The organism is Alteromonas lipotrueae, from assembly GCF_019249255.1.
Classification (GTDB): Bacteria; Pseudomonadota; Gammaproteobacteria; order Enterobacterales; family Alteromonadaceae; genus Alteromonas; species Alteromonas lipotrueae.
The window spans coordinates 47,319-70,492 of the sequence record NZ_JAESDJ010000019.1 but is presented as its reverse complement, the minus strand read 5'-3'; the positions used below and the strand labels follow the sequence as shown (position 1 = coordinate 70,492).

The 23,174-nt window shown below is 43.1% G+C and carries 29 protein-coding genes and 1 pseudogene; 24 read left to right on the top strand and 6 right to left on the bottom strand.

Annotated elements, in window-relative coordinates; genetic code table 11:
• Positions 1-504: 504 nt before the first annotated feature.
• The 16 genes and pseudogenes from KYS23_RS18660 to KYS23_RS18585 all read left to right on the top strand — a co-directional run bounded on the left by KYS23_RS18660 (position 505) and on the right by KYS23_RS18585 (position 8,628).
• Complete coding sequence (locus KYS23_RS18660) at positions 505-1,209, top strand: hypothetical protein (RefSeq protein WP_218419752.1); 705 nt, start codon at positions 505-507, stop codon at positions 1,207-1,209.
• Positions 1,210-1,375: 166 nt separating this feature from the next.
• Entirely contained in the window at positions 1,376-2,278 is a 903-nt protein-coding gene (locus KYS23_RS18655) for a hypothetical protein (RefSeq protein ID WP_246604495.1), read from the top strand.
• Positions 2,279-2,406: 128 nt separating this feature from the next.
• Positions 2,407-2,697, top strand: coding sequence for a hypothetical protein (locus tag KYS23_RS18650; protein WP_218419751.1), 291 nt, complete (start codon positions 2,407-2,409; stop codon positions 2,695-2,697).
• Between the two features lie 33 nt (positions 2,698-2,730).
• Positions 2,731-2,883: a hypothetical protein gene (locus KYS23_RS18645; protein ID WP_218419750.1), complete on the top strand. Its 153-nt coding sequence runs from the start codon at positions 2,731-2,733 to the stop codon at positions 2,881-2,883.
• Positions 2,864-3,385: a hypothetical protein gene (locus tag KYS23_RS18640; RefSeq protein ID WP_218419749.1), complete on the top strand. Its 522-nt coding sequence runs from the start codon at positions 2,864-2,866 to the stop codon at positions 3,383-3,385. Before KYS23_RS18645 ends, KYS23_RS18640 begins: the two co-directional genes overlap by 20 nt.
• 131 nt (positions 3,386-3,516) lie before the next feature.
• Positions 3,517-3,903: a RidA family protein gene (locus tag KYS23_RS18635; RefSeq protein ID WP_159528481.1), complete on the top strand. Its 387-nt coding sequence runs from the start codon at positions 3,517-3,519 to the stop codon at positions 3,901-3,903.
• A 93-nt stretch (positions 3,904-3,996) separates the two neighbouring features.
• Positions 3,997-4,446, top strand: coding sequence for an acyltransferase (locus KYS23_RS18630; protein ID WP_159528479.1), 450 nt, complete (start codon positions 3,997-3,999; stop codon positions 4,444-4,446).
• Positions 4,447-4,592: 146 nt separating this feature from the next.
• A complete protein-coding gene (locus tag KYS23_RS18625; protein ID WP_159528477.1) occupies positions 4,593-4,826 on the top strand; it encodes a ribbon-helix-helix domain-containing protein in 234 nt (77 codons plus the stop codon).
• A complete protein-coding gene (locus KYS23_RS18620) occupies positions 4,813-5,076 on the top strand; it encodes a type II toxin-antitoxin system RelE family toxin (protein ID WP_159528475.1) in 264 nt (87 codons plus the stop codon). Before KYS23_RS18625 ends, KYS23_RS18620 begins: the two co-directional genes overlap by 14 nt.
• A gap of 92 nt (positions 5,077-5,168) precedes the next feature.
• The gene (locus KYS23_RS18615) at positions 5,169-5,312 is read left to right on the top strand and encodes a hypothetical protein (RefSeq protein ID WP_218419748.1); all 144 of its coding nucleotides are present in this window, start codon (positions 5,169-5,171) and stop codon (positions 5,310-5,312) included.
• Positions 5,313-5,330: 18 nt separating this feature from the next.
• A pseudogene (locus tag KYS23_RS18610) lies at positions 5,331-5,987 on the top strand (alpha/beta fold hydrolase); the annotation flags it as partial.
• A gap of 46 nt (positions 5,988-6,033) precedes the next feature.
• The gene (locus KYS23_RS18605) at positions 6,034-6,408 is read left to right on the top strand and encodes a hypothetical protein (RefSeq protein ID WP_218398145.1); all 375 of its coding nucleotides are present in this window, start codon (positions 6,034-6,036) and stop codon (positions 6,406-6,408) included.
• Between the two features lies 1 nt (position 6,409).
• Positions 6,410-6,967, top strand: a complete 558-nt coding sequence (locus tag KYS23_RS18600) for a hypothetical protein (protein WP_218419747.1) — start codon at positions 6,410-6,412, stop codon at positions 6,965-6,967.
• A gap of 531 nt (positions 6,968-7,498) precedes the next feature.
• Positions 7,499-7,711: a hypothetical protein gene (locus tag KYS23_RS18595; protein ID WP_159528467.1), complete on the top strand. Its 213-nt coding sequence runs from the start codon at positions 7,499-7,501 to the stop codon at positions 7,709-7,711.
• 149 nt (positions 7,712-7,860) lie between these two features.
• Positions 7,861-8,349 (top strand): GNAT family N-acetyltransferase, encoded by a 489-nt coding sequence (locus KYS23_RS18590; protein ID WP_218398149.1) that lies wholly within the window; start codon positions 7,861-7,863, stop codon positions 8,347-8,349.
• Positions 8,350-8,394: 45 nt separating this feature from the next.
• On the top strand, positions 8,395-8,628 hold the full coding sequence (locus KYS23_RS18585; protein WP_159528461.1) for a hypothetical protein: 234 nt from the start codon (positions 8,395-8,397) through the stop codon (positions 8,626-8,628).
• A 483-nt stretch (positions 8,629-9,111) separates the two neighbouring features.
• On the opposite strand, the gene KYS23_RS18580 is transcribed toward KYS23_RS18585, so the two are convergent.
• Positions 9,112-10,023 carry a 2OG-Fe(II) oxygenase family protein gene (locus tag KYS23_RS18580; RefSeq protein ID WP_218419746.1) on the bottom strand — a complete coding sequence of 304 codons (912 nt, stop codon included), beginning with the start codon at positions 10,021-10,023 and terminating at the stop codon, positions 9,112-9,114.
• A gap of 256 nt (positions 10,024-10,279) precedes the next feature.
• Between KYS23_RS18580 and KYS23_RS18575 the strand changes: the two genes are divergently transcribed.
• From KYS23_RS18575 to KYS23_RS18565, 3 genes are all read left to right on the top strand, one after another.
• Positions 10,280-10,939, top strand: coding sequence for an NADPH-dependent FMN reductase (locus tag KYS23_RS18575; protein WP_218419745.1), 660 nt, complete (start codon positions 10,280-10,282; stop codon positions 10,937-10,939).
• A 180-nt stretch (positions 10,940-11,119) separates the two neighbouring features.
• On the top strand, positions 11,120-11,374 hold the full coding sequence (locus tag KYS23_RS18570; protein ID WP_218398156.1) for an RNA recognition motif domain-containing protein: 255 nt from the start codon (positions 11,120-11,122) through the stop codon (positions 11,372-11,374).
• 106 nt (positions 11,375-11,480) lie between these two features.
• Positions 11,481-11,966, top strand: a complete 486-nt coding sequence (locus tag KYS23_RS18565) for a GNAT family N-acetyltransferase (protein ID WP_129736178.1) — start codon at positions 11,481-11,483, stop codon at positions 11,964-11,966.
• 98 nt (positions 11,967-12,064) lie between these two features.
• On the opposite strand, the gene KYS23_RS18560 is transcribed toward KYS23_RS18565, so the two are convergent.
• Positions 12,065-13,327, bottom strand: a complete 1,263-nt coding sequence (locus KYS23_RS18560) for an NRAMP family divalent metal transporter (RefSeq protein WP_420838765.1) — start codon at positions 13,325-13,327, stop codon at positions 12,065-12,067.
• Positions 13,328-13,442: 115 nt separating this feature from the next.
• Positions 13,443-14,714 (bottom strand): alginate export family protein, encoded by a 1,272-nt coding sequence (locus tag KYS23_RS18555; protein WP_159528453.1) that lies wholly within the window; start codon positions 14,712-14,714, stop codon positions 13,443-13,445.
• Positions 14,715-14,986: 272 nt separating this feature from the next.
• Between KYS23_RS18555 and KYS23_RS18550 the strand changes: the two genes are divergently transcribed.
• A complete protein-coding gene (locus KYS23_RS18550; protein WP_159528451.1) occupies positions 14,987-16,630 on the top strand; it encodes a methyl-accepting chemotaxis protein in 1,644 nt (547 codons plus the stop codon).
• Positions 16,631-16,726: 96 nt separating this feature from the next.
• On the opposite strand, the gene KYS23_RS18545 is transcribed toward KYS23_RS18550, so the two are convergent.
• Positions 16,727-17,524: a substrate-binding periplasmic protein gene (locus KYS23_RS18545; protein ID WP_218419743.1), complete on the bottom strand. Its 798-nt coding sequence runs from the start codon at positions 17,522-17,524 to the stop codon at positions 16,727-16,729.
• Between the two features lie 9 nt (positions 17,525-17,533).
• Entirely contained in the window at positions 17,534-18,652 is a 1,119-nt protein-coding gene (locus KYS23_RS18540) for a TonB-dependent receptor (RefSeq protein WP_159528447.1), read from the bottom strand.
• 219 nt (positions 18,653-18,871) lie between these two features.
• Between KYS23_RS18540 and KYS23_RS18535 the strand changes: the two genes are divergently transcribed.
• The 3 genes from KYS23_RS18535 (at position 18,872) to KYS23_RS18525 (ending at position 20,494) form a co-directional block, all read left to right on the top strand.
• Positions 18,872-19,273, top strand: a complete 402-nt coding sequence (locus tag KYS23_RS18535) for a VOC family protein (protein ID WP_159528445.1) — start codon at positions 18,872-18,874, stop codon at positions 19,271-19,273.
• Positions 19,274-19,310: 37 nt separating this feature from the next.
• Complete coding sequence (locus KYS23_RS18530) at positions 19,311-19,613, top strand: hypothetical protein (protein ID WP_246604494.1); 303 nt, start codon at positions 19,311-19,313, stop codon at positions 19,611-19,613.
• 191 nt (positions 19,614-19,804) lie between these two features.
• A complete protein-coding gene (locus KYS23_RS18525; RefSeq protein ID WP_126872893.1) occupies positions 19,805-20,494 on the top strand; it encodes a YitT family protein in 690 nt (229 codons plus the stop codon).
• Between the two features lie 350 nt (positions 20,495-20,844).
• On the opposite strand, the gene alr is transcribed toward KYS23_RS18525, so the two are convergent.
• Positions 20,845-21,912, bottom strand: coding sequence for an alanine racemase (gene alr, locus KYS23_RS18520; RefSeq protein WP_218419739.1), 1,068 nt, complete (start codon positions 21,910-21,912; stop codon positions 20,845-20,847).
• 306 nt (positions 21,913-22,218) lie between these two features.
• Between alr and murQ the strand changes: the two genes are divergently transcribed.
• Positions 22,219-23,160: an N-acetylmuramic acid 6-phosphate etherase gene (gene murQ / locus KYS23_RS18515; RefSeq protein WP_013785583.1), complete on the top strand. Its 942-nt coding sequence runs from the start codon at positions 22,219-22,221 to the stop codon at positions 23,158-23,160.
• Positions 23,161-23,174 lie beyond the last annotated feature (14 nt).

Here is a 23,174-nt window from a genome sequence, read left to right as displayed (position 1 = left end):
GCGGGCTGGGACGCAAACACGCAGGGCGGCTTCGCCATTATGCCCTACGTGCCTGCGCCCCTTATTTAAAAGTTAGGCGTCATTTACTTACAGCATTAAAAAGTGGGTTCAACCGTGACATTCCCACACCAAGGTTGTTTCGCTAGGTAGTTTTTAAAGCTTGCTTTTGTGACATTTTTTATGGCTTTAGCAACGCGCTTTTCGTCAACACCGCAACGCCAACATTTAACACTACAAGTTGTCTAAACTCGCTCTTTTATCCAGCAATGCCGTTAACATCTGGCATTTCGCACAAGGTTGTTTTATCTTAAATTCAATAATTTAAACACGCGGCCCATTTGGCTAGTGGTGGCAGCAAAGCTGCGTACGTTCCGTTGTACGCCTAACAAAACGCTGTTGGCACTCCCTCCGGTCGCTGGGACGCCTATACGCGGGGCGGCTACGCCATTATGCCCTACGTGCCTGCGCCCGTTATTGAAAAGTTAAATGCCACAAGGAATCAGCATGTTTAAACTTTTATGGTCTTTCATTTTAATTATTCCTCTATCGTGCGTATCAGCACAAAGTAGTGAAACATCAGTCGATTTGCTTGAAAACACTGTAGTTTATCGCGGTGAGTTATCACCGTCAGCAAACCAGAAACTTCTTTCCCTTCTGAAAAATGGTGAGAATAAAGTTGAATGGCTGTCTATAACTTCTAAAGGTGGCGAAATTAATGATGGTATGGAACTTGGTGATCTTGTTTATGACTATGATTTGAAGGTTGAGGTAAATGATTATTGTCTTTCATCATGCGCCAACTACGTTTTTTCTGCAGCAAACCACCACAGGATATCGAATCATGCACTCATCGGTTTCCATGGCGGTACTACCGGAATGGAGAAAGAAATAACTTCGTTTATTAAGGGTCTACCTGAAGAGGAGCAGGAGTCAACGAAGCAGAACCTTGAAAAATATATGAAGTCAGCCATTGTTCGTGAGCGAAAGTTCTTCGAAAAAATTGGTGTGGACCAACAGATAACAACACTTGGACAATCTCCCAAATACGATGAGTTTGTTGAGAAAGAAGACTTTGTCGGCTGGTACTACTCGCTTGAAGGGCTTGCTGCACTTGGGGTATCTAACGTTGATGTTGTTAATCCTCCTTGGGTATATCAACACTTAAGTGAAAAAACTAAGTTTTTCGAAGTTAAAGTAGGCGGCATTTAACAATCACATTAAGTCGGTCGCAAGCTCCCTGGGGCAATAACACGTGGGCTCTGTCGCTTCGCTCGGATTTTAACCCACGTGTTACTGCCCTTTATGTGGGTGTTAGATGTTCTTCTGGGATGTTTGAGAATAAGGATATAGAGATGTACCAAAAGTTTTTTGTTTATTGTTTTTATTGTCAAGCAACCTCTGCGCCGAAGACCTAGTTGTTGAAGTTCCTGCCAACCCAGAAAAAGGTTTTTTCTTTCCTTTCTTTTTGAAAGTGCCTGAATTAACTGAAACAAATTATTTGATCGTTGAAACGAACAACACCGGAAAAGTTTCGGACGACTTCGACATACACCTAAATAGTGCTCGTAAAGCTATTCTCGGAAATTCTATAGGTCCGTGGGTTTCTAAAAAACTAAAAGCGCCGATTCTTGTCCCTGCTTTTCCTCGGTCAGAAAAACATTGGGAAACATATACGCATGCATTTGATAGCGACACTATGCTAGTAGACTCGGGTAAACTGAAGAGAATTGACCTTCAATTGCTAGCGATGATCAACGAAGCAAAATCTATATTGAGAACCCATTCTGTAATCGTAAACGAAAGGATCGTTATGACTGGGTTTTCTGCATCAGGTACGTTTGCAAATAGATTTTCTCTTCTGCACCCCGAATCTCTTAAAGTTGTTGTAGCAGGCGGATTAAATGGAATTTTAATGCTACCTGTAAACTCTTTAAACGAAGTTAAACTCGACTATCCATTAGGACTCAATAACTTTGAGCAGGTTACTGGTAAAGCTTTTGCAAAAGAGAAATGGAAGGCGTTGCCCCAATTTTTGTTCATGGGCGAAAACGACACAAACGATTCAACGAAATTCGGTGATGCATATTCGGATGAAGAAAAAGCTACTATTTATTCATCGCTAGGAGAGAGCATGCAACCGAACCGTTGGGAGAATTGCCAAAATAAATATTTGAAACATGGTGCGAATGCAGTATTGAAAACCTACGAAAATATTGGTCACGGTACAGACCTAAGGATACACAATGATATTTTGGCGTTTATAAGTGAGAACATCTAACAAGCCACTCAAGGCACTCTCCTGGGACGCTAACACATGGGCTGCGTCACTTCGTTCCTAATTTTAGCCCATATGTTATCGCCCCTTAGTGGGAAGTTAGGGGCTTTTGCAGAATTCACAGGACGTTTATGAGACCACTATTCATCTTCGTATTTTTATTTGGCTTGGCTGGGTGTATGAACCCAGCTGCAACTGGACCGAAGTTCTCGGGTGTAATGTCATCCAATAAAGATAAGGCGCAAGTTTATTTTTATCGTCCGTTAGAACATGACGGAGGTACAGTTTGCTTAAAAGTTTTACTAAATGACATCGAAAAAGGCTGTCTAGGCACAAAGGGGTTTCTTGGCTTTTATGGTAAGCCGGGTAACTATCAAATTAAGATTAAACCCGATGCCTTTCCCGTCCATACGCTTTTATAATTTGATGTAAATATCGCGCGTAACGATAAGCGTATGTTTAAAATCTCTATCGCAAACTCCATAGATGTGCCAGAAGTTAATTTGGTTACAAGATATACAGCAGGTGGAACCTGGTTTATAAAAGAAATGCCTTTTAGTTCTGCTCAACAGGAACTCTATAAATTAAATGAGTCAATTGGCCCCTAACAAACACATCATATTCATTCGCTTCTCTCATTGGGACGCATACTCGCTGGCTGGCGCTTCGCGCAAGTATAGCCAGCAAGCCTGCGCCCCATATGTGAAGCGTTATGCGCATATGAAAAATTTAGCTCTTTTTATTCTTATCTCTTTTTCTGCCTCAGCGGAAGAGGTCGAGTTCAGCTCTATTTTTGGTAATAACGACTACCTCAATAAGCAAATCGAATTGATGGGTTTCTTGTCTGCTGCCCCGACTCAAGCCTCAATTAATTCAAACGAGACTTCTATGCTCCCAATCGCGTATTTTCACGCGTCAGAAGAAGCGCTTGCAAGCGGAGATAAAAAGGTACTATTTTTTGATTGGCCTTCTGAACTGTGTCATAAAAACAACTGCGCCAACTATTTGGACAAAACACTGAAAGTTAAATGTGAAATTAGATACTTATCACAACCTGTAAACTTCCATTCAGTGACTAACATTGTCAATATTGAGGTTTTAAATGACTAAGCAAGCGTATAACAAACGCTCAAGTCGCAACCCGCTGCGCGGGTCGCTGGGACAAAAACACAATGCGGCTTCGCCATTTTCGCATTGTGCTTTTGCCCCTTAGCTTAGTGTTATACCTCAAGGAGGAGCATATGAGAAAACTGGTAAGTTCGGGCTCTCCTTTGGAAGAGCCGATTGGGTTTTCCAGAGCATGTAGAGTTGGAAACATGATTTCTGTCTCCGGCACGGCCCCCATAGAGAATGGCGAAACTACCTGCGTTGGGGATGTTTATGGGCAGACCAAGTACTGCCTCGAACTCTCTATTCGGGCTATTGAGAAGGCTGGAGGAAAACCGGCAGATATAATCAGAACTCGCATCATGCTTACTGACATTTCTCGTTGGGAGGAAGCCGCCAAAGCACATGGTGAGCTATTTTCTGCAATAAAGCCCGCGTGTACGTTTGTTGAAGTAAGTCGCTTCATCATTCCGGACTGGCTCGTTGAAACGGAGATCGATTGTGTCTTGGGGCAGGTATAACAAAGCCATTAAGTCTGTTCCGGCCCGATGGCCCTCCACCGGATGTCCCTGTCGGGCCGCCCCTTATTTAAAAGTTAGGCATACGGGATTATCATGCACAGCTCATTGTCACTTTCACAATATGTTAAGAAACGAAATGGCGTTCCTCTGGGTGCAAGTCACTCCTTGAGAAATATGCTTTCTCGTTCTTTCGGTGCCAAATCTTTTCCCGTATTTTGGCACTATTGGAACCCTATATGGGGCTATTATTTATCTCGTAATGTCATGCGACCGCTAGCCACTTTTTTACCCATTCCCATAGCGACTCTCATCACATTCTTAGTCAGTGGCGCACTTCACGATGTGGCAGTATCAATTGTAAAGTGGAAAACCGTTGTATTTTTTACGCCGTGGTTTGGATTAATGGGATTAATGGTTATATTTTCAAAGAGCGCAGGAATAACATACGGTAATTTTGCTTGGCCTGTTCAGGCATCAATCAATACATCTTTTATTTTTATCTCGCTAGGGGCAACGTACTTCGTGGAGAGCATGTATGCCTAACAAGCGCATAAACACTCGCTTCGCTTGTTATTTTAGCCCATGTATTTGTGCCCCAAAGTTGGGTGTTAGGTACTTTTGAGTAAAAATTAGCCCATCCAACACTTTAACGCTATAATGTTTTAACGTTACTTAAGTGGGACTTATTCATGAGTACTTTATCAAAACGATCAACCGTCTATTTCGAGCCAGCAATTCATAATGCTCTGAAACTGCGGGCTGCAACATCAGATACCTCAATATCAGAATTGATTGATGAAGCAGTGAGACTTCTTATGAAAGAAGATCAAGAAGACTTGGCTGCGGTAAGACTACGGGCCAAAGAGCCCGAAATTTCCTATGAGGACTTGCTAAACAGTTTGGAAGCTGATGGAAAAATATAGCGTCACTTTCAAGAAATCAGTAGCAAAAGATTTTATGGCAATTCCCAAATCGGACGTTAAGAAGATCCTCGCCAAAATTGACTTATTAGCTGAAAACCCTCGAAGAGATGGAGCAATTAAGCTTAGTGGACAAGACTTGTATCGTATCCGGCAAGGCCTTTATAGAATCATTTATGAAATCCGAGAAAACGAGCTTGTGGTACAGGTGATAAAAGTCGGGCATCGCTCTGATGTTTATAAACGTACCTAACAACTCAATAAACACACTCACTACGTTCGCCTTCTCAGGACGCCCTTCTCAGGGCGACGTTTATTGCTGGCGTTATATTCAAGGAGTTTAAAATGAGCGACTGGAGCCTCCCGTACACCTTTCAATATAACGGGCGGGAAGTAAAGTACGGAATTAAAGGTGAGGGAGAGCCTATAATTTTGGTACACGGCACGCCGTGGTCGTCTTTCAACTTAAGGCATTTGATTGATGACTAAGCCTGTCATTATAAGGTTTACTACTTTGATCTACTTGGATATGGAGAATCGGATAAAAGTGAAGCCGATGTTTCTCTTGGAATACAAAATAAATTATTGAATGCTTTAGTTAAACATTGGGAATTGGAGTCGCCTTTTATTGTCGGTCATGACTTCGGTGGTACGACAGTGTTGAGAAATCACATTTTAGATAAAGGTAGCTATAGAAAGATTGTTGTCATTGATCCTGTCGCGTTATCTCCTTGGGGATCACCATTCTTTAAGCATATCGAAAAACATGAAAGCGCTTTTTCTGGGCTACCAGATTATATTCATTCAGCAATAGTCGAAGCGTATATACAAACAGCTGCACACCAAAATCTTGCACAAGAAACAATTGATGGAATATTAACGCCATGGAGTGGTGAGCAGGGAAAGCAAGCTTTTTATCGACAGATTGCTCAAGCCGATTCAGTTTTTACTGATGAATTTCAAGATAAGTTTAACGAGGTAAACGCACCTGTTCTCATATTGTGGGGGGAAGAGGATGAGTGGATACCTTGCGAACAAGCTTATGCACTTCAAAGTAAAATAAAGGGTTCCAAGCTTGTGACCGTGCCAGATACGGGGCATCTTGTGATTGAAGAGGCTCCTGCTTTGCTATCTGCTGAGATTAGAGCGTTCTTCGAGAGTTGAATTTAACAAACGCGTCAATTAGGACGCTCCCAAGCTTGCGCCGTTTATGGCGACGTTAGCACTTCAGGTAGAAAACATGGACTTCGACAAGCTTACCGATGAACAAATACTAAATATAGCAAATCCATTAATGGACAACCTCATGGAGGGCTCTACCGAAAGGAATCATCAAAAGCATACTCGCGACTTTACTGATCGCCTTAAAGCAATAGTCACCGAAGACAATCTTCTGGAACAATGGAAGAAAAATAAGATAGGCGAATTTTCGAAAAGGGAATTTCTATCAATTATCCACAAAAGCGACTCTATATTTATATTATGGAAACAGTGGTTTACTAATAGCCATGAAGAATTTTTAGCTGAAATATGCATCATCAAACAAGCTGGTAAGCTTTTAGTAGACCATGTTTGGATAAGGTAACGTGCTACAAAACGCTCAAGCCTCTTCCTTCGGTCGCTGGGACGCCTATACGCAATACGGCTTAGCGTTATATGCGCATGGAAGATTAACGAGATTTATTGTTGTTTTAATTTTTGCTTGTTTTATGTCTGGATGCGCCAGCGGTTATTTGGATCTGTACGGTCAAGATGGCAAAAAGGTAGATGAATGTACCGCGGGTTTCGATTGGCATCCTATTGGTGTCAAACATTCCGTAGATTGGGTGCTTAATTATTGCTACGAATTAGCTATGTTGGAAGGCAATATTGTAAAGAGCGTATCCAATTCGTCTGTCATAGAAAAGGACTACACATATCCTACTCACCCATCGGGAATGCCTTGGAACAAAAAGCGTGCATGGTTATCATTCTGGTCAGATGAAATAGATAAGAAGCAATATGGTTATATCGTTGCGGACCTAGAAAATGAGTACCACCTTGAAACAACACGAATAGAAGCGCAGTTTCTATCTGGTGAAATAACAGAAAACCAATACAAAGCTCTTGTAGAAAAAGCAAAATATGCGTTTTATGGCAAGTAGGGCATATAACAAAACGCTTAACATATTCACAATTCGGTCACTGGGACACAAATACATTAACTCCCTTCGCTTCGCAACGAATTTTAATCTACGGTACTTTTGCCTGTTATGCTGGGTGTCATGTGCTTAAAGGAATTCTTTGTGGTGGAATTACATCTATATCTGTTTTTCTGCGTTGCGTTAAACAATGGAAGTTGCAAGTTAAGCATAACATGCACCTGCATTCATGCTCGCTGAGGTAATTATGAGTTTTGAAAAACCAACAATTTGGGGGAATGGTTCATACAAGCCTTCGGCTAAGTGTCCTAAATGCGCGTTGATAATGCATCTCAACAACCAATGCCCACACTGCCATCATTGGTTAACCGAATTTGAAAAGGGGAAGCAGCAGTATTTTTGGAAACAACAAAAGAAATCTTCAATTCTAAAAGGTATTGTACTATTTCCTGTATTTCTCTTATTGTTGTACGTAGTTTTTACGTTATTTCTATACTGAGATAACTATTTTGCATATTCACACAAGGATGCTTCATGAATATTAATGTAAGTTTCATTTATATCGTTTTAATAGTTTTCGCCATCGCTCCAACCATCCTGTCTGTTTTTCTAGCTCGAAAACAAAAGCGCTCAATGTGGATTGCGGGTCTGGTCACTTTTTTTCTTGGCCTGTTCACATGGATAGGTAGTTGGATTTATCTTGGTGTTATGAATCTCATGCCTCCCAAACATGCAGCTAGTGAGTAGCCGTATAGCATCGCGCTCAACGCTTTACATGACCACATGAGCAAACCATTTGAGCACACGTCAATACGCCTTACACTTCGGCGTCTATCGGGCTAAAAAAGAGTGATAATTTTGCTTAGGTGAGTTATTGAAATATAGAAAGGATTAGAATGGTTACCCTGAGAGACTTCAATCAAAACGATATTGATAGGTTAGTGCACATCTTAAATGATGAGGCGGTCACCAAGTTTCTTTCTACTAAAATCCCTAATCCTTATACAAAGGAGGATGCGGCTTGGTGGGTTAATGAGGGCAGTCAATCTGGCATCATTAAAGCCATTTCTTACGACGATGTTTTAGTTGGTTGCATTGGCGTTAATCGAGGGCAGTTTGAATACGAGCGTTCTGGTGAGGTTGGCTATTGGCTTGATAAGCGCTATTGGCGTAAGGGCATAACAGCCGAGGCTATTCGGCAAATATCAGACTTTGTGTTTACCCATACCAATATCGTGAGACTGTTTGGCGCTGTGTTTGCGGGTAACCACGCCTCTATGCAGTTGCTTTTGAAATCAGGCTTTAGCGAAGAAGCTATACTGAGAAAAGCCATTTATAAAAATGGGCGCTTTTACGACAAGCATCTTTTCGCGAAATTGAACTAGATTCATTACTTACTTTTTAAACCTTCTTGTTGATAAAGGGATCTTGTGCCAGTAAAAAAATGGATGCTTCAGTACTGTATTGCCCTTCCAGTGGTGTTTTTATTATTGGCCGGTGTTCAGTACTTAAAAGGCAAAACCCTTTGGTACTCAATTGAGTTCGGAATGATGTGGTCTTTTATTTCTGTGGGTATTTTTGCCGTTCGAAGGGCTTACAATTTTAAGAAACATATTGATTGCCAACTATGTAGAGACTTACCTGATAACAAAGAAAAGCAGTAGTAAAAAAGCCTAATGTATACCACAGTCACCACCCACCGATGCGTAATCGGAATTTCACGCATTTTTTATAGGGAACGTAAAATAAAACTAGTGTTATTAGGTTAATACTTGTTTTAGTAGGTTGTACTTCCCTCCCCCCCAGAACGATACTCCTCCCCTGTCAGACACTACGGAAATTATCAGACTTGCTACAGAAATTCGCTATGCGGCTGGGAGGCGAATATGGTAACAACATGGGCTAATCAGGCGTAGTGATGGTATAAATAGAAGTATTGTCGCTGTGGGCCCCTGTGTGCTCACAAATAACTGAAAAAATTAAGGTACTAGAATGGATTTTTTACTCAATATTTTACTGTCAGTTGGTTTCGTTATTTTTATCATTTTTATCGTCGGACTGATGGCGGCAAAAAAGCTAAATTCGAAGCAAAAGTAACGGCGGCTCCCTCCCCCGTTATCGCTGTTTTGCATTGTCGAACATCGCACCTAAAAAGGCGCAAAATTATCTTGTGCCTGTGATGGTACTATCCATCGCTCTCGGGCATCAATATCAACGCTTTTCACACCTTGTGGTGGCATTTGCCCGCGATCCCCATACAACCAAAGTACAAAGTTACTTCTTTCGCCACTGGTGATAGGTTGTGCCGCATGCGGTACGTTTCCACGGTGGAGCATAGCGCTACCAGGCGTAAACGTTAATGGGTTTACTTTCCCTGCTTTTACATCATAAAAATCCACTGTCGAACCCGTAAATGTTTCACCCGGAACGTTTAGATTAATATTTAACGTTACTGCTGACGCGTCGGTATGCGGTCTTATCGACGTATCGGTATTTGGCTGGTAATGAATAGAAAAGCCAAAGGTTTGTGTGTCGTACCCCATAATTTCCGGAAACAGTAAACGAGCAATTGGGCGCATGTAAGTGTCTAGCATCATGCGATAAAACGCTTGGAAACTTGGCGCAGCCAAATAGCCTTCCGAACGCTTATCTAGCATGGCACCACGACGGTTTAACACAATGCCGTAGGGCGGTCTTAGCGCTATTTCTGCATCCCATACTTTTTCTAAATAGGCGCGTAACTCAACCAGCCTTTCAGGGTCAAAGAATTGAAATTGATACACATCAGGTGACACCTCTTCTAATAGCGCTTTCACCTCTGTTTCTTTTTCAGGATTTTTCCACGCTTGCGTGACTGCGCTGCGTAATTTGGCATCTAGTAAAGAATCATCAAGGGTGAATAGGTTGTCTTTTTCATTGGCTTCCCACTCGCTCCACGCGTTGCTAAGCAACTCGTTATTTGTACTCCAAAACTGTTGCACGGATGGCGCACGATGAAGCATAGCCTCGCGGCTTGGTAAATCTAAAGCACGTGCTTGCTGTAATTGAGTAAATGTCATAATAAATTATCTCCAATGGCAAAATGGGGGACAGGCGTTGTATTTCAAACCGGGCCCCAAACCTATGCCTATAATCTATTACACCTGATTTAGTTAATAAATGCGGCTATTCTGGAAACAGAATTAAGATTTAGAAGATAATCAAAAATGGATATTCGCTGCGATGATTTGCGATTTTCGCTTCAGTACATCAGTATTGTTTCCACCAGCGGTGTTAGTAAACTACATCGAATAGTTTTGGAAAAGGAGCATACCAATGAAGTTTCTTATTTTTTTAGGCACTGTTCGGGATAGCTCGCCACCTAGGCCCGCTCGTCTTGGGGAGCGCGTGGCAAAAGCGGTAATGGCCTGTTTGCAGCTTCGCTATGACGAGCATGACGTAGAATTGATAGACCCATTAGATTATCCCTTAGACGCTATCTTTAAGCCCCATTTTGCCTATGCCAAAGGTAAGGCGCCTGCAGAATTAAATACATTGGCAGAGAAAATTGCCAATTGCGATGGTTATGTCATGGTTAGCCCCGAGTACAATCACTCTATGAGCCCAGCCCTTGCTAATTTGCTTAATCACTTCGGTAGCTCGTTATTTGCTTACAAGCCTAGTGCTATTGTCACTTATTCAGCTGGGCAATGGGGTGGTATGCGGGCAGCGGTAGGCATGCGTACTTTTTTGTCTGAGTTAGGCTGCTTGCCAGTGTCGGCTATGATTCATATTCCTAAGGCGCAACAAGTATTCGAAGAGAATGGTGAGATGTGTTCAGGGGAAGACCAGTCATCGTGGTTTGACTACTTTTCTCGTACTTTGAATCAATTGATGTGGTGGGCAAAAGCAGCCAAGCGCCATGGTGAAGACGTTAACCCTCATGAGGTGATTAAAAACTTTAATACCGCACCGTCAGAACGCAATTCGCCCTAAGGTAAAGCGCGCAACGCCCCTTAAATTAAAAAAGGCAATCGGGGCTAATTACCCAACCGTTACGTTGACCTGCTTTTAATTTGATTTACTGCCTCAAAGTATGGCGAAACCTATCTACATCGCTTTAGCTTTGCTGTATAACAAGCTTCTTCTTACCTTGTCGAGCGCACAGGAAACAAAATGAAAATATTAATACGTAATTTAGACAGACAAACTACACAAGAAGAGCTTGCTAGTTTATTTGAAACCTTCGGTTCTGTGCAGTCTTGTACAATTGTGGTTGATGAAAAGAGCGGTGCCTCTAAAGGCTTTGGATTTGTAGAAATGCCCAAGCCAGGCGAAGCTAAAGCGGCCGTTAAGTCGTTGAACAATCATGCTTTAGGCGATGCGAATATCCGTGTAAAAAAAGCAGAAGATAAACCCGATACAAAGTAAGCCCGATACAAAGAAAACAGTGGTAGTGTAAAATCCACCAGCATTGTCTCTCATTATAAGTGGAACGTATATCAAGCTGGGGTCATATAAAGAAGTGAAGGTATGTATGAATATAGAAATCATAAAAGCAGATTATTTTGACGACGCTCATAAGCAAGCTATTCCTTATTTGCTAAACGAATATGCGAAAGATCCTATGGGCGGCGCTGAGGCACTTTCTAAACATACCTACGACAACTTAGTCGATAAGCTCTCTACACTACCCCATGCCTTTAGTATTCTTGCTTATGTTGATGGCAAACCCGCTGGGCTAATCAATTGCTTTGAAGCATTTTCTACTTTTGCCTGCAAACCCCTTATTAATACTCACGATATCGCTGTATTGCCAGAGTTCCGTGGTTTAGGACTTAGCCAAAAAATGTTAGATAAAGTAGAGGAAATAGCGCTAGAGAAAGGCTGCTGCAAGATTACCTTAGAAGTATTAAGTAATAACACGGTGGCAAAATCGGCCTATGAAAAGTTTGGTTTTACCAGCTATGAACTGGCGGAAGGTGAAGGCCACGCGCTATTTTGGCAAAAAAAATTAGGCTAACATTTAAAGTAGATTAAACGCTTTTAGTTATTGCTTGTTAAGACAACTTGCCTCATTCCCACGATGGCGCTTTTCTTAAGCGCCACAGATTAAATTATTTAGCCCCATTTCCACCAAACAAACAGTAGTAAAAAGCCAAATAAATATACTAAGCCTACGTAGCTAAGTAGTGTTACCCACCAGCTGGCTTTTGCATCTTTATGTAGCGAAGCGCTTTTTACCAAACGATGATTCAGCCATGCAAACATTGGCGTGGTAACAAAGGCGAGAGTCATAGCAAAGCCTAACATGGCCAGCAGCGCAGATTTGAAAAACAGTACGATACTAAAACTGATGGCAGCCATAGCCAGTAATACGGGAACGAATACCGCATCACGCGCCATTTTATGTGGCGATACCAATGAAATGGCTTCGGCAATCACGCGGGCGTAGCCATCGTAAACTGTTAACGCCGAACCAAATATGCAAAGAAAGGCAACAATGGCTATAAGCCAGTGCGCCCAATCACCAATCGTGTTGGCATATAAGCTGACCAATTGCTGCGAAAAGCCTATGCCACCCGTTGCGAGTGTTTCGCCACTTCCATGTAATACTAAGGCGCCTAAGCCTAAAAAAAGCAGGGCTAAAATGGTGGTAACGGCATAGCCTAAGTTAAAGTCGAACAACGCATTTTTTGGAGTAACAGCGTGGGTTTTACATTGGCGCTTTAACCATAACGATGTAATGCTAGATATTTCTATTGGTGCAGGCATCCACCCCATAGTGACCACTAAAAATCCTACGGTAGCAAGCGTCCACGGTGATGGTGACTCAAAGCTGGCTGGCCTTGGCTCTATATTTATTACCGCTGCACAAAAAGCTGCGATAGTTGCTAAAACCAATACCCCCATAATGGCTTTTGCTACGCCTTCGAGGGCTTCAAAATGCCCTGCCAGTAAGATAAATAAGATGGCGCCGAGAATAGCCGCAGAGGTGATAGCAATAGAGATGTTGAAGGGCAGAAAGTAAGAAAGCAGGCTTGCAGCAAAGAGCAGGAGTGCGGCTGCGTTCACTACTGACGCCAACGCATTTAAGCACAGCGCCACAATCAAATAGCCTTTGCCCATTTGGTGGTAGCCGTATTGCAAGGTTTGCTTCGTACTGATGGTATAGCTGACACCGGCTCGGAAAAAAGGGTACTTGAGCACGTTAACCGCAAGAATAAGCACAACTAACTGCCAACCGAATTTCGCACCTGCTTGCGTTGAAGCAACAAGGTGGCTTCCGCCAACGGCGGCAGTGGCCATTAGAACGCCTGGACCAAGTAACTGCACCATGCGCATGAAGCGGTGATATTGTGTAAGTGAAATACTGAGGCTCAATCCTTTTCCTTTAATCGCAAACTGCTAGAAGCGGTTACGGAGTATACATATTCCCGCCACAAAATTGCGAGCTTCCAGCAGTATTAGATTAAAACGAGTAAGAATTAGCACTTATTTAGAACTTGTATAACGCGCCGGTAAATACAAACTGGCTATCATCAGGGTAATCCCCACGCTCAAACCCATCACCTTTCAGCAGATAAGCCGCACCAATGGCAACCCTCAGCGAGGGTAATATCTGCCAGCGCCACCTTGCTTCCAACTGTTGCCCGATAAAGTTATCAACAGAATCAGGGGCTTTTTGGTACCACATGGCCTTGTAGCTAACCATAATATTATGTTCTTTAGAAGGTTTAGTCACACTTCTCGCGCCAACTGTGTATAAGTTTCTTCGAGGCATAGCCTGATAAACATCCGTTGGACCAAAATCGAAACGCCTTACCCCATAAAGGCTATCAAAGTTAGAAATGGTATTATCTGAGCTATCATTATCACCGCTAATCGCGTCTATTTCGCCGCGTAAGAACGTATGTTCGGTGATTTTCTTGCCTACGTTTGCGTGAAGTAACCAGCTCTCCACGTCTAGCTCCGTGGTGTCACTTGCACTGGAGGTTTGATGTGACGTGCCGGTTTGCCCAATCACTTCAATATTAGCTTTCCAAGTCTCTGCAAACGGCTTGGTGTAATCAACGGAAAGTGTGTATAAGTCACGATTTTTCGTGGCAAGTTTTTCAGAGTCTTCCTCTTTTAACCAGTAACTGTGAACCTTCACGTTTTTATCTGGTGAGGTTATATACAAACCAAAGAACTCACGTTCACTGTAGCTTTTATCAAAAGCACGTTCTGCATCGGCAACCGCCCCACTGTCGCTGGGTAATCGGCTGACCGGCAGCAAATAAAAACCACGGATGTCCCAATCATTAATTTGGTAATCTACCAGCACCCCATCGAATGCATTTTTTGTATTGCGGTACACGCCTTGACCTATCAGCCTGCGACTACCGTGATCGAAGGTAACTCGTCCCGCCGTAATCCCTTTTAAATATTGGCTATCTTGGGGCGTATACCGAGCGAAAAACTGTAGGGGTTCTAACGTATTTACCTGAGATGATTTCAACGTAGGATCGTTGTCGTCTAACCATACACGGGAATCGGCCAACTCAAGGGTGACATTGAATACATCCCAATTGGCTTCAGTTTTAAGTAGCACACGCGACGATACACGACGATTTACTTGGTCCCTGTCTTCGCTTGAGGAAGGAAATATGGGGTTATTTAAATGTTCGTAACGAAGACGCCATGAACCGCTAACGTCGAAACTGAGTTCGCTAGCAAACGACGGAACCGATAACGTTAGAAACACACCTAATATGACTATAAACTTCATAAGAGCTCTCCCCACAAAAACACTATTTCGATTTTTAAATAACCTAATTTCATTTCTATACCTCAATCGTTTTACAACTTCGACTGCTCTTAAGGCGTGAAGTATAGACGGTTAAATTAAAATCACATTACCTCTTTTGTCTACATTGTCTTGCTGTATATCTAACTAAAAATGTATTGGAAAGTCTAAGTGCAAACTTAGAATTCTTGGACTAACCTTTGCCTACGTGATTTGTAGATTAGTGCGTTATTACTAGCTAGGAAGTAAAGGCCATGCTGAACTTTGATAATTTATCTGTCAGGCAAAAATTTGCCGTTCCATTGAGTTTTGTTGCAATTTTAGTTCTGATTGTGAGTACAATAAGTATCAATAACAGTCGATATCTGGCACACAATACAGAGACACTATCTACGGTGTATACCCAATCCATCAGCATTGCCCTAAATGCCGACCGAGATTTATATCAAGCCCATTCGGCGCTGTTAGAACTCATGCTCAACCGCTCAATGAACTCAACAGCTGGCAGTGATCACCTTGCAGATTACGAAGAAAATGCTGATCAAGCTAAAGCTCGGATGATGGAGGTTAAAAGCCTGATTAAAGATTACCCGGAAATGCTCAGTGTTACGCGAGATTTCACCCAAGATTATCAAAACTGGATAGCTTTAAACCAAACCGTCATTGAGCAAATTGAGAATGGGAATATCTCTGCGGCAGCACAGCTATATCGCACCGAGGGGATGGAGTTGTTCGAAACCTTGCGAGGGAATTACGATCGTATCGGTGAGGCTGTTAAAACGCAATCTGATGAAGTTACTCAACAAAGCCTAGATTCAAATGCAGTGCAAACGTGGTTTCTCATCATTGCCATTGTACTAGCTGTGCTGGCTTGTATTGGTAGTATTATTGTTGGCCCCCGACTTGTCACCCGTCGCATTCATATTCTGAAAAACATGCTGGTTTCTATAAGCGAAGGTGAAGGTGATTTAACTCAACGCTTAAACACGGATGGGAACGATGAAATTACCGCAGTGGCTGTAGAATTCAATAATTTCATGAACAACCTACAACGACTTATCACTATGGTGAAAGCCGATGCTGAATCGCTCGCTGACGCACAGTATTCATTAATTAGTGCAGCCGATGCTACAAACACTATTTCGGGGCAGCAGAGCGAAAATTTAGATCAAATTGCGACTGCGGTTACCGAATTAAGTCATGCACTACGTGAGGTAGCAAATAGTACGCAAGGGTCATTGGCCGAAACTCAACTAGCGAACGATGAAGCACTTGCGTCCCAAGAGGCGGTATCACAATCGACCGAGAGTATTTCACTGATGTCAGGAACCATCAGCCAAGCAAGAGACGTTATTGAGGAATTAGCCAAAGAAACATCAAAAATTTCATCCTTGCTAGGGGTAATTCGCGATATTGCTGACCAAACCAATTTGCTAGCGCTAAACGCGGCTATTGAAGCGGCAAGAGCGGGCGAGCAAGGCAGAGGATTTGCTGTTGTCGCAGATGAAGTACGTTCTTTAGCAAACAGAACGCAACAAGCTACAGGCGATATTAACACTATGCTCGTTAATCTTAATAAAGGGGTAGATGAGGCAGTAAACTCAATAAACAGTGGTGCATCACAGGTTACCGATGTGGTGGGTTTATCTTCGGCACTTTCTGAACGATTGCAAAAAGTAGTAGAGGCAGTGAGTGGCGCTAACGACGGCATCTATCAAATAGCCTCTGCCACTGAACAGCAGAGTCAGGTAGTTGATAGCGTAAATGAAAACATTTCTTCACTGAATACGCTAACTCAAAAAGCAGTACACACTGTTACTAGGTCAAGCGAAGCCAGCGAGAACGTTAATAAGGTGTCGAATAGCTTAGGTCAGAATGTAGGGCGCTTTACTGTATAAACGCAGCAAAACTGAAATAAAAAAGGAGAGCGCGCTCTCCTTTTTAATGCCTCATTTCCGGCATAACCTTCATCGGTTAGCGCAACGGTTTAACCGTTAGCGCCTGTCGAAGTTAACCGGCTTTTTAGGATCTTGGTAAAAACCGTCTTTTAACAACCGTTTAAAGCGAGTTAGTTTCCCTTCTAATGTTAGTTCTTCTAAGCCTTTGTTGAAAAGCTCAATAAGAAGCCTGTCGTCATTTCTCCCCTTTGCTACCAGTAAATGCGTGGTGACGGTAGAGATAAACGGGTCGATAGTCATTACCGCTTGGCGCTGCTCGTTAGTGAAGTCTCGTTGAAGCAAGTACCAACCAGTAAGATCATCTATTGGAAATAAATCTATTTCACCGCTTACTAATGCCTCTAAATTCTCTTTGTCTGTAGCGTAAGTCGTTACTGTTGGGGTATTTTTAATATAAGTCGCTAGCTCGTTATTGTACAAATAGCCTTCTGTCACCCCCATTTTTTTGTCTTTAAGTTCGTCAAAACTCGACCATGACGCTATATCAGACTTAGCATTTACATAAAAGACTAAGCTTTCGGCAGTGATAGGGTCGCTGTGCCAGAATTTCTCGCCTCTAGCGCGCACAAAATTACCGTACGACAGTGCATCAAATTCGCCATTCAATGTGGCTTCTACCGCTTCATCCCAAGGCATTGAGACAAATTCAACCACCACTCCGGTTTCTAAAAAAGCCTGTGAAATAATGTGGTTAATATAGCCGTTGTGCTCCATCTCTGAAGAGGTGTAAGGTGCATATTCAGTGGTAGCAATTTTAATTTTTAGCCAGGCATGCCCCCAGCTTTGCAGTGGGACTAACGCCAAAAGTAGTGTGAAAATAGCTAATAAACGCATAATCTTCCCTTAGAAATAGATACCTAAATTAATATTCAATCTGTGTGTTGTTTCTTGTCGACCACCTAGGTCTAAGCCCACGCCTGGACCGCCAGAAAACCACATATTTTTCCCTTGAATACTATCTACATAAACAAACAATTTGTCCCAGCCAAAACTACAGCCATTTATCCATTGCGATGAATCTCGGCCTGACGCTTCGTCACCCTGCGCCACACTGTACTCGGTATAACACGTAAGTGAGTTAATACGGGTGAATTTATAAGGTACGGAATACACCAAATTCGCCGAATACGTTGACCCATCGGCAGCCGCTAAGAATGGAAAGGTAAATGCAGAAAGCGAAATTCTATCTGTGGCTTGTCCCTCAGGCGCAGCTAAATCGTATTCGTAATCAATGTATTGTAGCTCTACTTTAAAATCACCTTGCTGATGACGAACGTGAACGGCGTAAGCTGTCATGTCGCCATCTTCTAGCGTATCTAAGTTTAAGATATCGCCATATTGGTAAGACACACCAATGTCGGTGGTACTCCTAGGCAGCAGCTTCGCGGTATAGTTTGCACGTAAGTTGTATTGGCCATCTTCTTGGTTACGAAACTCACCATCGTCGGCCACATCGAATGAGTAGCGGCCAAATTCAGCGGCATCGTTATATTCATCATTCATGAAGTAAGCGGCTTGAAAGTCCCAATTACCGTAATCATGATTTATCTTAATGCCGGCTTCGTAGTCATCTTCAAAGCCTAAGTAGTAATTTACCGAAAACCAGAAGTTGTTTGAACCAAAGGGCTGCAAGCCGAAAGGAGTTTGGGTGATACCCGCGGTAATGTCGGTCGATTCGTCCCAATGGTAGGTAAGTTCGGCAAAGCGAATAGTGTCGAAATCGGTATTTTCATACCATCGGTATTCTGCTTTATAGCTAAACTGATCTGACTCGCCAGCGACACCTAACTTAATAGATTCAAATTCAAATCCATCTCTTATCTCAGGTAGTTGCCAATCTTGGTGCCCATAATTAACTCGCACATGGCCACTAAGCGTAAAAGGGAGCTCATCTGCCTGCACTGCTAAGGAATTGCTGCCTAGTAGCGCGGCTAAGGAAAGTAGTGGAAGTTGTCTGTTCATTCCTTGTCCTAATGTCAATTTGCTCACAATCTGGACCACCCCATTTTTGGAAGCCCTCGTTGTGATATATATTCCTTCAGTACAAATTATATAGAGTGAACCTTACAAAAAGATCATTGTCGTACACGAAATATGTAAAGTAAGTTTGTCGATGAAGCACATTTCATTTGCGTTAAATAGTGGGTAAAATTTCACAAAATTTACGTAAAACAAGATTCTATGCAGCATCACATTTCAGCTATTACCTTCCTTGTAGACAATTACGACAGCGCTATTGCCTATTTCACCCAAACCCTTAATTTTTCACTTACCGAAGACAGAGATAAAGGGGAAGGATCGCGCTTTGTATTAGTAACACCGAAAGGCAGCGCAACGTCACTCTTGTTAGCTAAAGCTAACTCGTACGAAGATAAAGCGATGATTGGAAAGCAAGCTGGGGGTAAAGTGTTTATGATTTTATATACCGATGACTTTTGGCGCGATCATCAATCAATGTGCGATAAAGGCGTTGAGTTTTTAGAAGCGCCGCGAGAAGAAGCTTACGGTACAGTAGCTATTTTTAAAGATTGTTTTGGCAATAAGTGGGATTTACTTCAACCCGCGCCTGCCGACCTTAATTAGGTGTAACTACACCCTCTGGAGATTTGTTTTGTCCCCCATGAAGCGTTCAATCATTACCGACATTGTGGCTGTATTGGCCATTGCGATACTCATTGCAACGGCGTTTTATGGGCTTGAAGCCAGAAAAGAAGTTATTTATTTATGTGATAACTTTACGCCGGGGGTATCGAAAAATAGTGTTGAACGACAATTAAATACCACTAATTTACTGGTATGGGATACCGAGTTTTTAGCGGTTGGTAGCCGCATAGTGGCCTATAGCCCGCTAAATTTCGGCTACATGCACTGCCGGGTTGAGTTCAACAGGCAAGACATTGTGGTGTTTTCAGTAGTGGAATAGCCCGCTTTTCGCTCAGAAACGGTGCAATGTTTACAAGTCAGCAACTTACCGTTTACTCTGCGGTTAAAAGTCGTAAAGCTGTGCGTACCAATAGATTTTAAGCTAAGCATGTTATCTAACCACAGCCCTGTATACCCCATCAGCGTAAACGTATAATTACAGCGTGTCTTATCAACTAAGAATCGCCACTTATGCAAAACTCCAATCACAGTGTTATCGAAGATATCTTTGCATTAGTTAGTGCCGGGTTATTCGTGGCATTTGGTGTATTTCTATTCCAGTCTCAAGATTTGATGGTGGGTGGCGCTGCGGGTATCGCATTGCTGGGGACTTACGCAATTGATATGGACTTTGGTGTTCTATTTTTCCTAATTAACTTGCCCTTTTATACCCTTGCTTGGACTCGCATCAGCAAGCGCTTCACATTGAATACGTTTATTTCTGTGACCACGGTATCGGTCTTAACTGAGCAGATCCCAGCCTTCGTCGACATTTCTAGCATTGATCCTATTTTTGCTGCCATTTTTGGTGGCTTGCTTATAGGCGTGGGCATGCTGATTATGTTCAGACATAGCTCTAGTTTAGGTGGTTTGGGTATTTTAGCGTTTTACCTGCAGTCTCGATTTAATGTGCGCGCAGGTACATTTCAACTTACGGTAGATAGCGTTATTCTGCTTTGCGGGCTTTTCTTTATTCCATGGCATTTAGTGCTTATTTCGATTCTTGCCGCGTTCTGCTTAAATATGGTCATTTCGTTAAACCATCGCCCAGAACGTTATATACCTGCGAATAAAGAGAGTGAAAAGTCGCCTGAAAAAAAGGGGCCTAGCGTGCAGTCGTGTGCAACAGTAAACACTAATCTACACGCTCAAAACAACTAGTCTGTTAATTTTTCGCCTGCGCTAAACGTAAAAAACCCGGCCATATCAATGCCGGGTTTTTATATTATTCCTAACGTAACGCTTTGTATCCTTGTCGCTACCCTACTGCTTTTTTCTGCACAGGCTTAAACGGTCGACTTACTAGTCCTCGATTCACCCTAGGGCGAGAAAACGAAGTACGCATACAAACCTCACTTACGTGATATACCCACAACAGTCGAAGATGAAATATTCATCTCAATACTGAAAGTGGGACGTTAGTATAGGCACAAGCGAGTGAAAAACACCCCATTGTTTCGGTGAATGGTCATTCATCAGCGCATTTACAAGAATGTAAACTACTGTAAGTACTAGCGATATTTCACTATGCGAGGTACACGGGCTGATACTCGGGTTAACAATTCGTAATCTATGCTACCGGCAGCTTCTGCCACCTCGTTAATAGGTACATTCTCACCCCAAAGTTCTACCCTATCGCCAATGTTAACGTTCGAAATATGGGTAACGTCGATGGTGATCATGTCCATAGACACACGCCCGGCTAGGCCAGCGCGCTCGCCGTTTACTACAACAGGCGTGCCGTTCGGGCAATGTCTTGGGTAACCGTCAGCATAGCCAATACCGACCGTAGCAATGCGGCTATCTTTTTGCGCCACCCAGTTTTGACCGTAACCAACCGACTCCCCTTTTGGCACATCGCGAAGGGCAATAATACTAGAACGTAACGTCATGGTAGGGGCTAATGCCACATTGGCCGTATTTGGCTGGCCGCCGTAAACAGCAATGCCTAGGCGGTTCCAATCGCCACGGCTTTGTGGCCATTCAATGGTGGCCGGAGAATTAGCAATACTAACAGGTAGGCCTAATTGGCTAACAACCTGAGTGAAGGCACTTAGCTGTTGTTGGGTGAAGTCGTTACTGGTGTCGTCTGCACAGGCTAAATGAGTAACTAGCACGGTATCTTGCGTAATAAGCGACGCATATTGCTTAACAATACTCGGTAGCGTGTTCAGCGCGAAACCCAACCGATGCATACCGCTGTCGGCTTTTAGCCAAATAGTAGGCCGCCGGTCTTCAGGGCAGGCTAACATCCATTCTAATTGCGCTTGATTGTGCATTACTAGAATACAGCCATGTGATGCAGCCATAGCGCACTCTTTAGCTTGGTGTGCACCTTCTAACACTACGATAGGCGCTGTTATCCCTGCCTCTCTAAGTGCAATAGCTTCTTCAATAATTGCCACTGCAAACCGAGGGGATACATGTTGTAGAATACGTGAAACGTTAACTGCACCATGCCCATAAGCATCTGCTTTTACCACCGCCATAGAACGGCTTGTAGGGGCTAATTCTGCTAATCGTTTAAAGTTACTTAAAATAGCATCAGCGTGAATAATGGCTTGGGTTTGACGGCTCACAGTAAACAGATAATCCTTTGTATTTGCATAGGGGAAGAGTGTATCACGAGTTGAATGAAATCGAATTCTCGGTACACAAATTTATGAACGCACGTACGAACTATGCTTCTGTTATCTTTTGCCCTATGGAGCACGCCTTGTTGGTTTGCGCCTCTCTGGTTTACGCTACAGGTTCGCCACATTATAATGCGTTGTAAATATGGTTAATTTGCTCTTACACATATATGCAAATTCAGTATGCTAGCCAAGACATCCAGCATGAATGTATAGCAAATTAACTCCCTTTGTCTTTCGTAAGGTATCACCATGCAGCCCACCGACTCATCACGTAGTATTCACCACCTCGCTAAAGATTTAGAACGGGTAGTGTCTGAAGGGCGAAACCCCAATACTGTAGATATTGATACCCTTTCCACAGAAGGAATGCTGGCGCGAATTAATCATGAAGACGCCAAAGTTGCCCCAAGTGTGGCAACCGAAATTCCTGCCATCGCAAAAGTGGTAAACGCCGCTGCACAAAGCATCGCAAAAGGCGGGCGACTCATTTATATAGGCGCGGGCACCAGTGGCAGGCTAGGTATTTTAGATGCAGCTGAATGTAGACCCACCTTCAGTGTGCCAGATGGGGTTGTAATCGGCATTATTGCTGGCGGCGAACGAGCGGTTTTACACGCAGTTGAAGGGGCAGAAGATAATCGAGAAGCCGGCAAGCAAGATGTTATTAATATTACGCTTAGTCAACACGACACACTGGTTGGGTTGTCGGCAAGTGGGCGCACGCCTTATGTTTCAGGCGCCCTTGCGTATGCGCAATCTATAGGCGCGGCTACTGCGGCTATAGCCTGTAGCCCAAACTCGGCCATATTTGAACATGCCGATATTGCCATTTGCCCAGTGGTGGGCCCCGAGGCACTTACCGGTTCAACAAGAATGAAATCTGGCACTGCGCAAAAGCTGGTACTTAACATGATAAGTACCGCCACCATGATCAAGCTGGGCAAAACCTTTGAAAACTTAATGGTGGATGTCAACGCAACTAACGAAAAGCTAAAAGCCCGCGCCCTACGCATTGTGATGCAAGCCACTGAATGTAATGAACACGACGCCGCTACCGCGCTAAAAGCATCGAACAACAATGCAAAGCTGGCTATCTTAATGGTGCTAACGGGGGCTAATGCCGACGACGCGGCTAAACAATTGGTGGCCAGCAATGGCTATTTGCGTCACGCTGTAAAACAACCGCTTTAAAAGGCCACCTTCAT

Coding starts and splice junctions, on each gene's coding strand:
- KYS23_RS18660 (WP_218419752.1), top strand. CDS start 505: ATGTTTAAACTTTTATGGTCTTTCATTTTAATTATTCCTCTATCGTGC.
- KYS23_RS18650 (WP_218419751.1), top strand. CDS start 2,407: ATGAGACCACTATTCATCTTCGTATTTTTATTTGGCTTGGCTGGGTGT.
- KYS23_RS18645 (WP_218419750.1), top strand. CDS start 2,731: ATGTTTAAAATCTCTATCGCAAACTCCATAGATGTGCCAGAAGTTAAT.
- KYS23_RS18640 (WP_218419749.1), top strand. CDS start 2,864: ATGAGTCAATTGGCCCCTAACAAACACATCATATTCATTCGCTTCTCT.
- KYS23_RS18635 (WP_159528481.1), top strand. CDS start 3,517: ATGAGAAAACTGGTAAGTTCGGGCTCTCCTTTGGAAGAGCCGATTGGG.
- KYS23_RS18630 (WP_159528479.1), top strand. CDS start 3,997: ATGCACAGCTCATTGTCACTTTCACAATATGTTAAGAAACGAAATGGC.
- KYS23_RS18625 (WP_159528477.1), top strand. CDS start 4,593: ATGAGTACTTTATCAAAACGATCAACCGTCTATTTCGAGCCAGCAATT.
- KYS23_RS18620 (WP_159528475.1), top strand. CDS start 4,813: ATGGAAAAATATAGCGTCACTTTCAAGAAATCAGTAGCAAAAGATTTT.
- KYS23_RS18615 (WP_218419748.1), top strand. CDS start 5,169: ATGAGCGACTGGAGCCTCCCGTACACCTTTCAATATAACGGGCGGGAA.
- KYS23_RS18605 (WP_218398145.1), top strand. CDS start 6,034: ATGGCGACGTTAGCACTTCAGGTAGAAAACATGGACTTCGACAAGCTT.
- KYS23_RS18595 (WP_159528467.1), top strand. CDS start 7,499: ATGAATATTAATGTAAGTTTCATTTATATCGTTTTAATAGTTTTCGCC.
- KYS23_RS18590 (WP_218398149.1), top strand. CDS start 7,861: ATGGTTACCCTGAGAGACTTCAATCAAAACGATATTGATAGGTTAGTG.
- KYS23_RS18580 (WP_218419746.1), bottom strand. CDS start 10,023: ATGACATTTACTCAATTACAGCAAGCACGTGCTTTAGATTTACCAAGC.
- KYS23_RS18575 (WP_218419745.1), top strand. CDS start 10,280: ATGAAGTTTCTTATTTTTTTAGGCACTGTTCGGGATAGCTCGCCACCT.
- KYS23_RS18570 (WP_218398156.1), top strand. CDS start 11,120: ATGAAAATATTAATACGTAATTTAGACAGACAAACTACACAAGAAGAG.
- KYS23_RS18565 (WP_129736178.1), top strand. CDS start 11,481: ATGAATATAGAAATCATAAAAGCAGATTATTTTGACGACGCTCATAAG.
- KYS23_RS18555 (WP_159528453.1), bottom strand. CDS start 14,714: ATGAAGTTTATAGTCATATTAGGTGTGTTTCTAACGTTATCGGTTCCG.
- KYS23_RS18550 (WP_159528451.1), top strand. CDS start 14,987: ATGCTGAACTTTGATAATTTATCTGTCAGGCAAAAATTTGCCGTTCCA.
- KYS23_RS18545 (WP_218419743.1), bottom strand. CDS start 17,524: ATGCGTTTATTAGCTATTTTCACACTACTTTTGGCGTTAGTCCCACTG.
- KYS23_RS18540 (WP_159528447.1), bottom strand. CDS start 18,652: ATGAACAGACAACTTCCACTACTTTCCTTAGCCGCGCTACTAGGCAGC.
- KYS23_RS18535 (WP_159528445.1), top strand. CDS start 18,872: ATGCAGCATCACATTTCAGCTATTACCTTCCTTGTAGACAATTACGAC.
- KYS23_RS18530 (WP_246604494.1), top strand. CDS start 19,311: ATGAAGCGTTCAATCATTACCGACATTGTGGCTGTATTGGCCATTGCG.
- KYS23_RS18525 (WP_126872893.1), top strand. CDS start 19,805: ATGCAAAACTCCAATCACAGTGTTATCGAAGATATCTTTGCATTAGTT.
- murQ (WP_013785583.1), top strand. CDS start 22,219: ATGCAGCCCACCGACTCATCACGTAGTATTCACCACCTCGCTAAAGAT.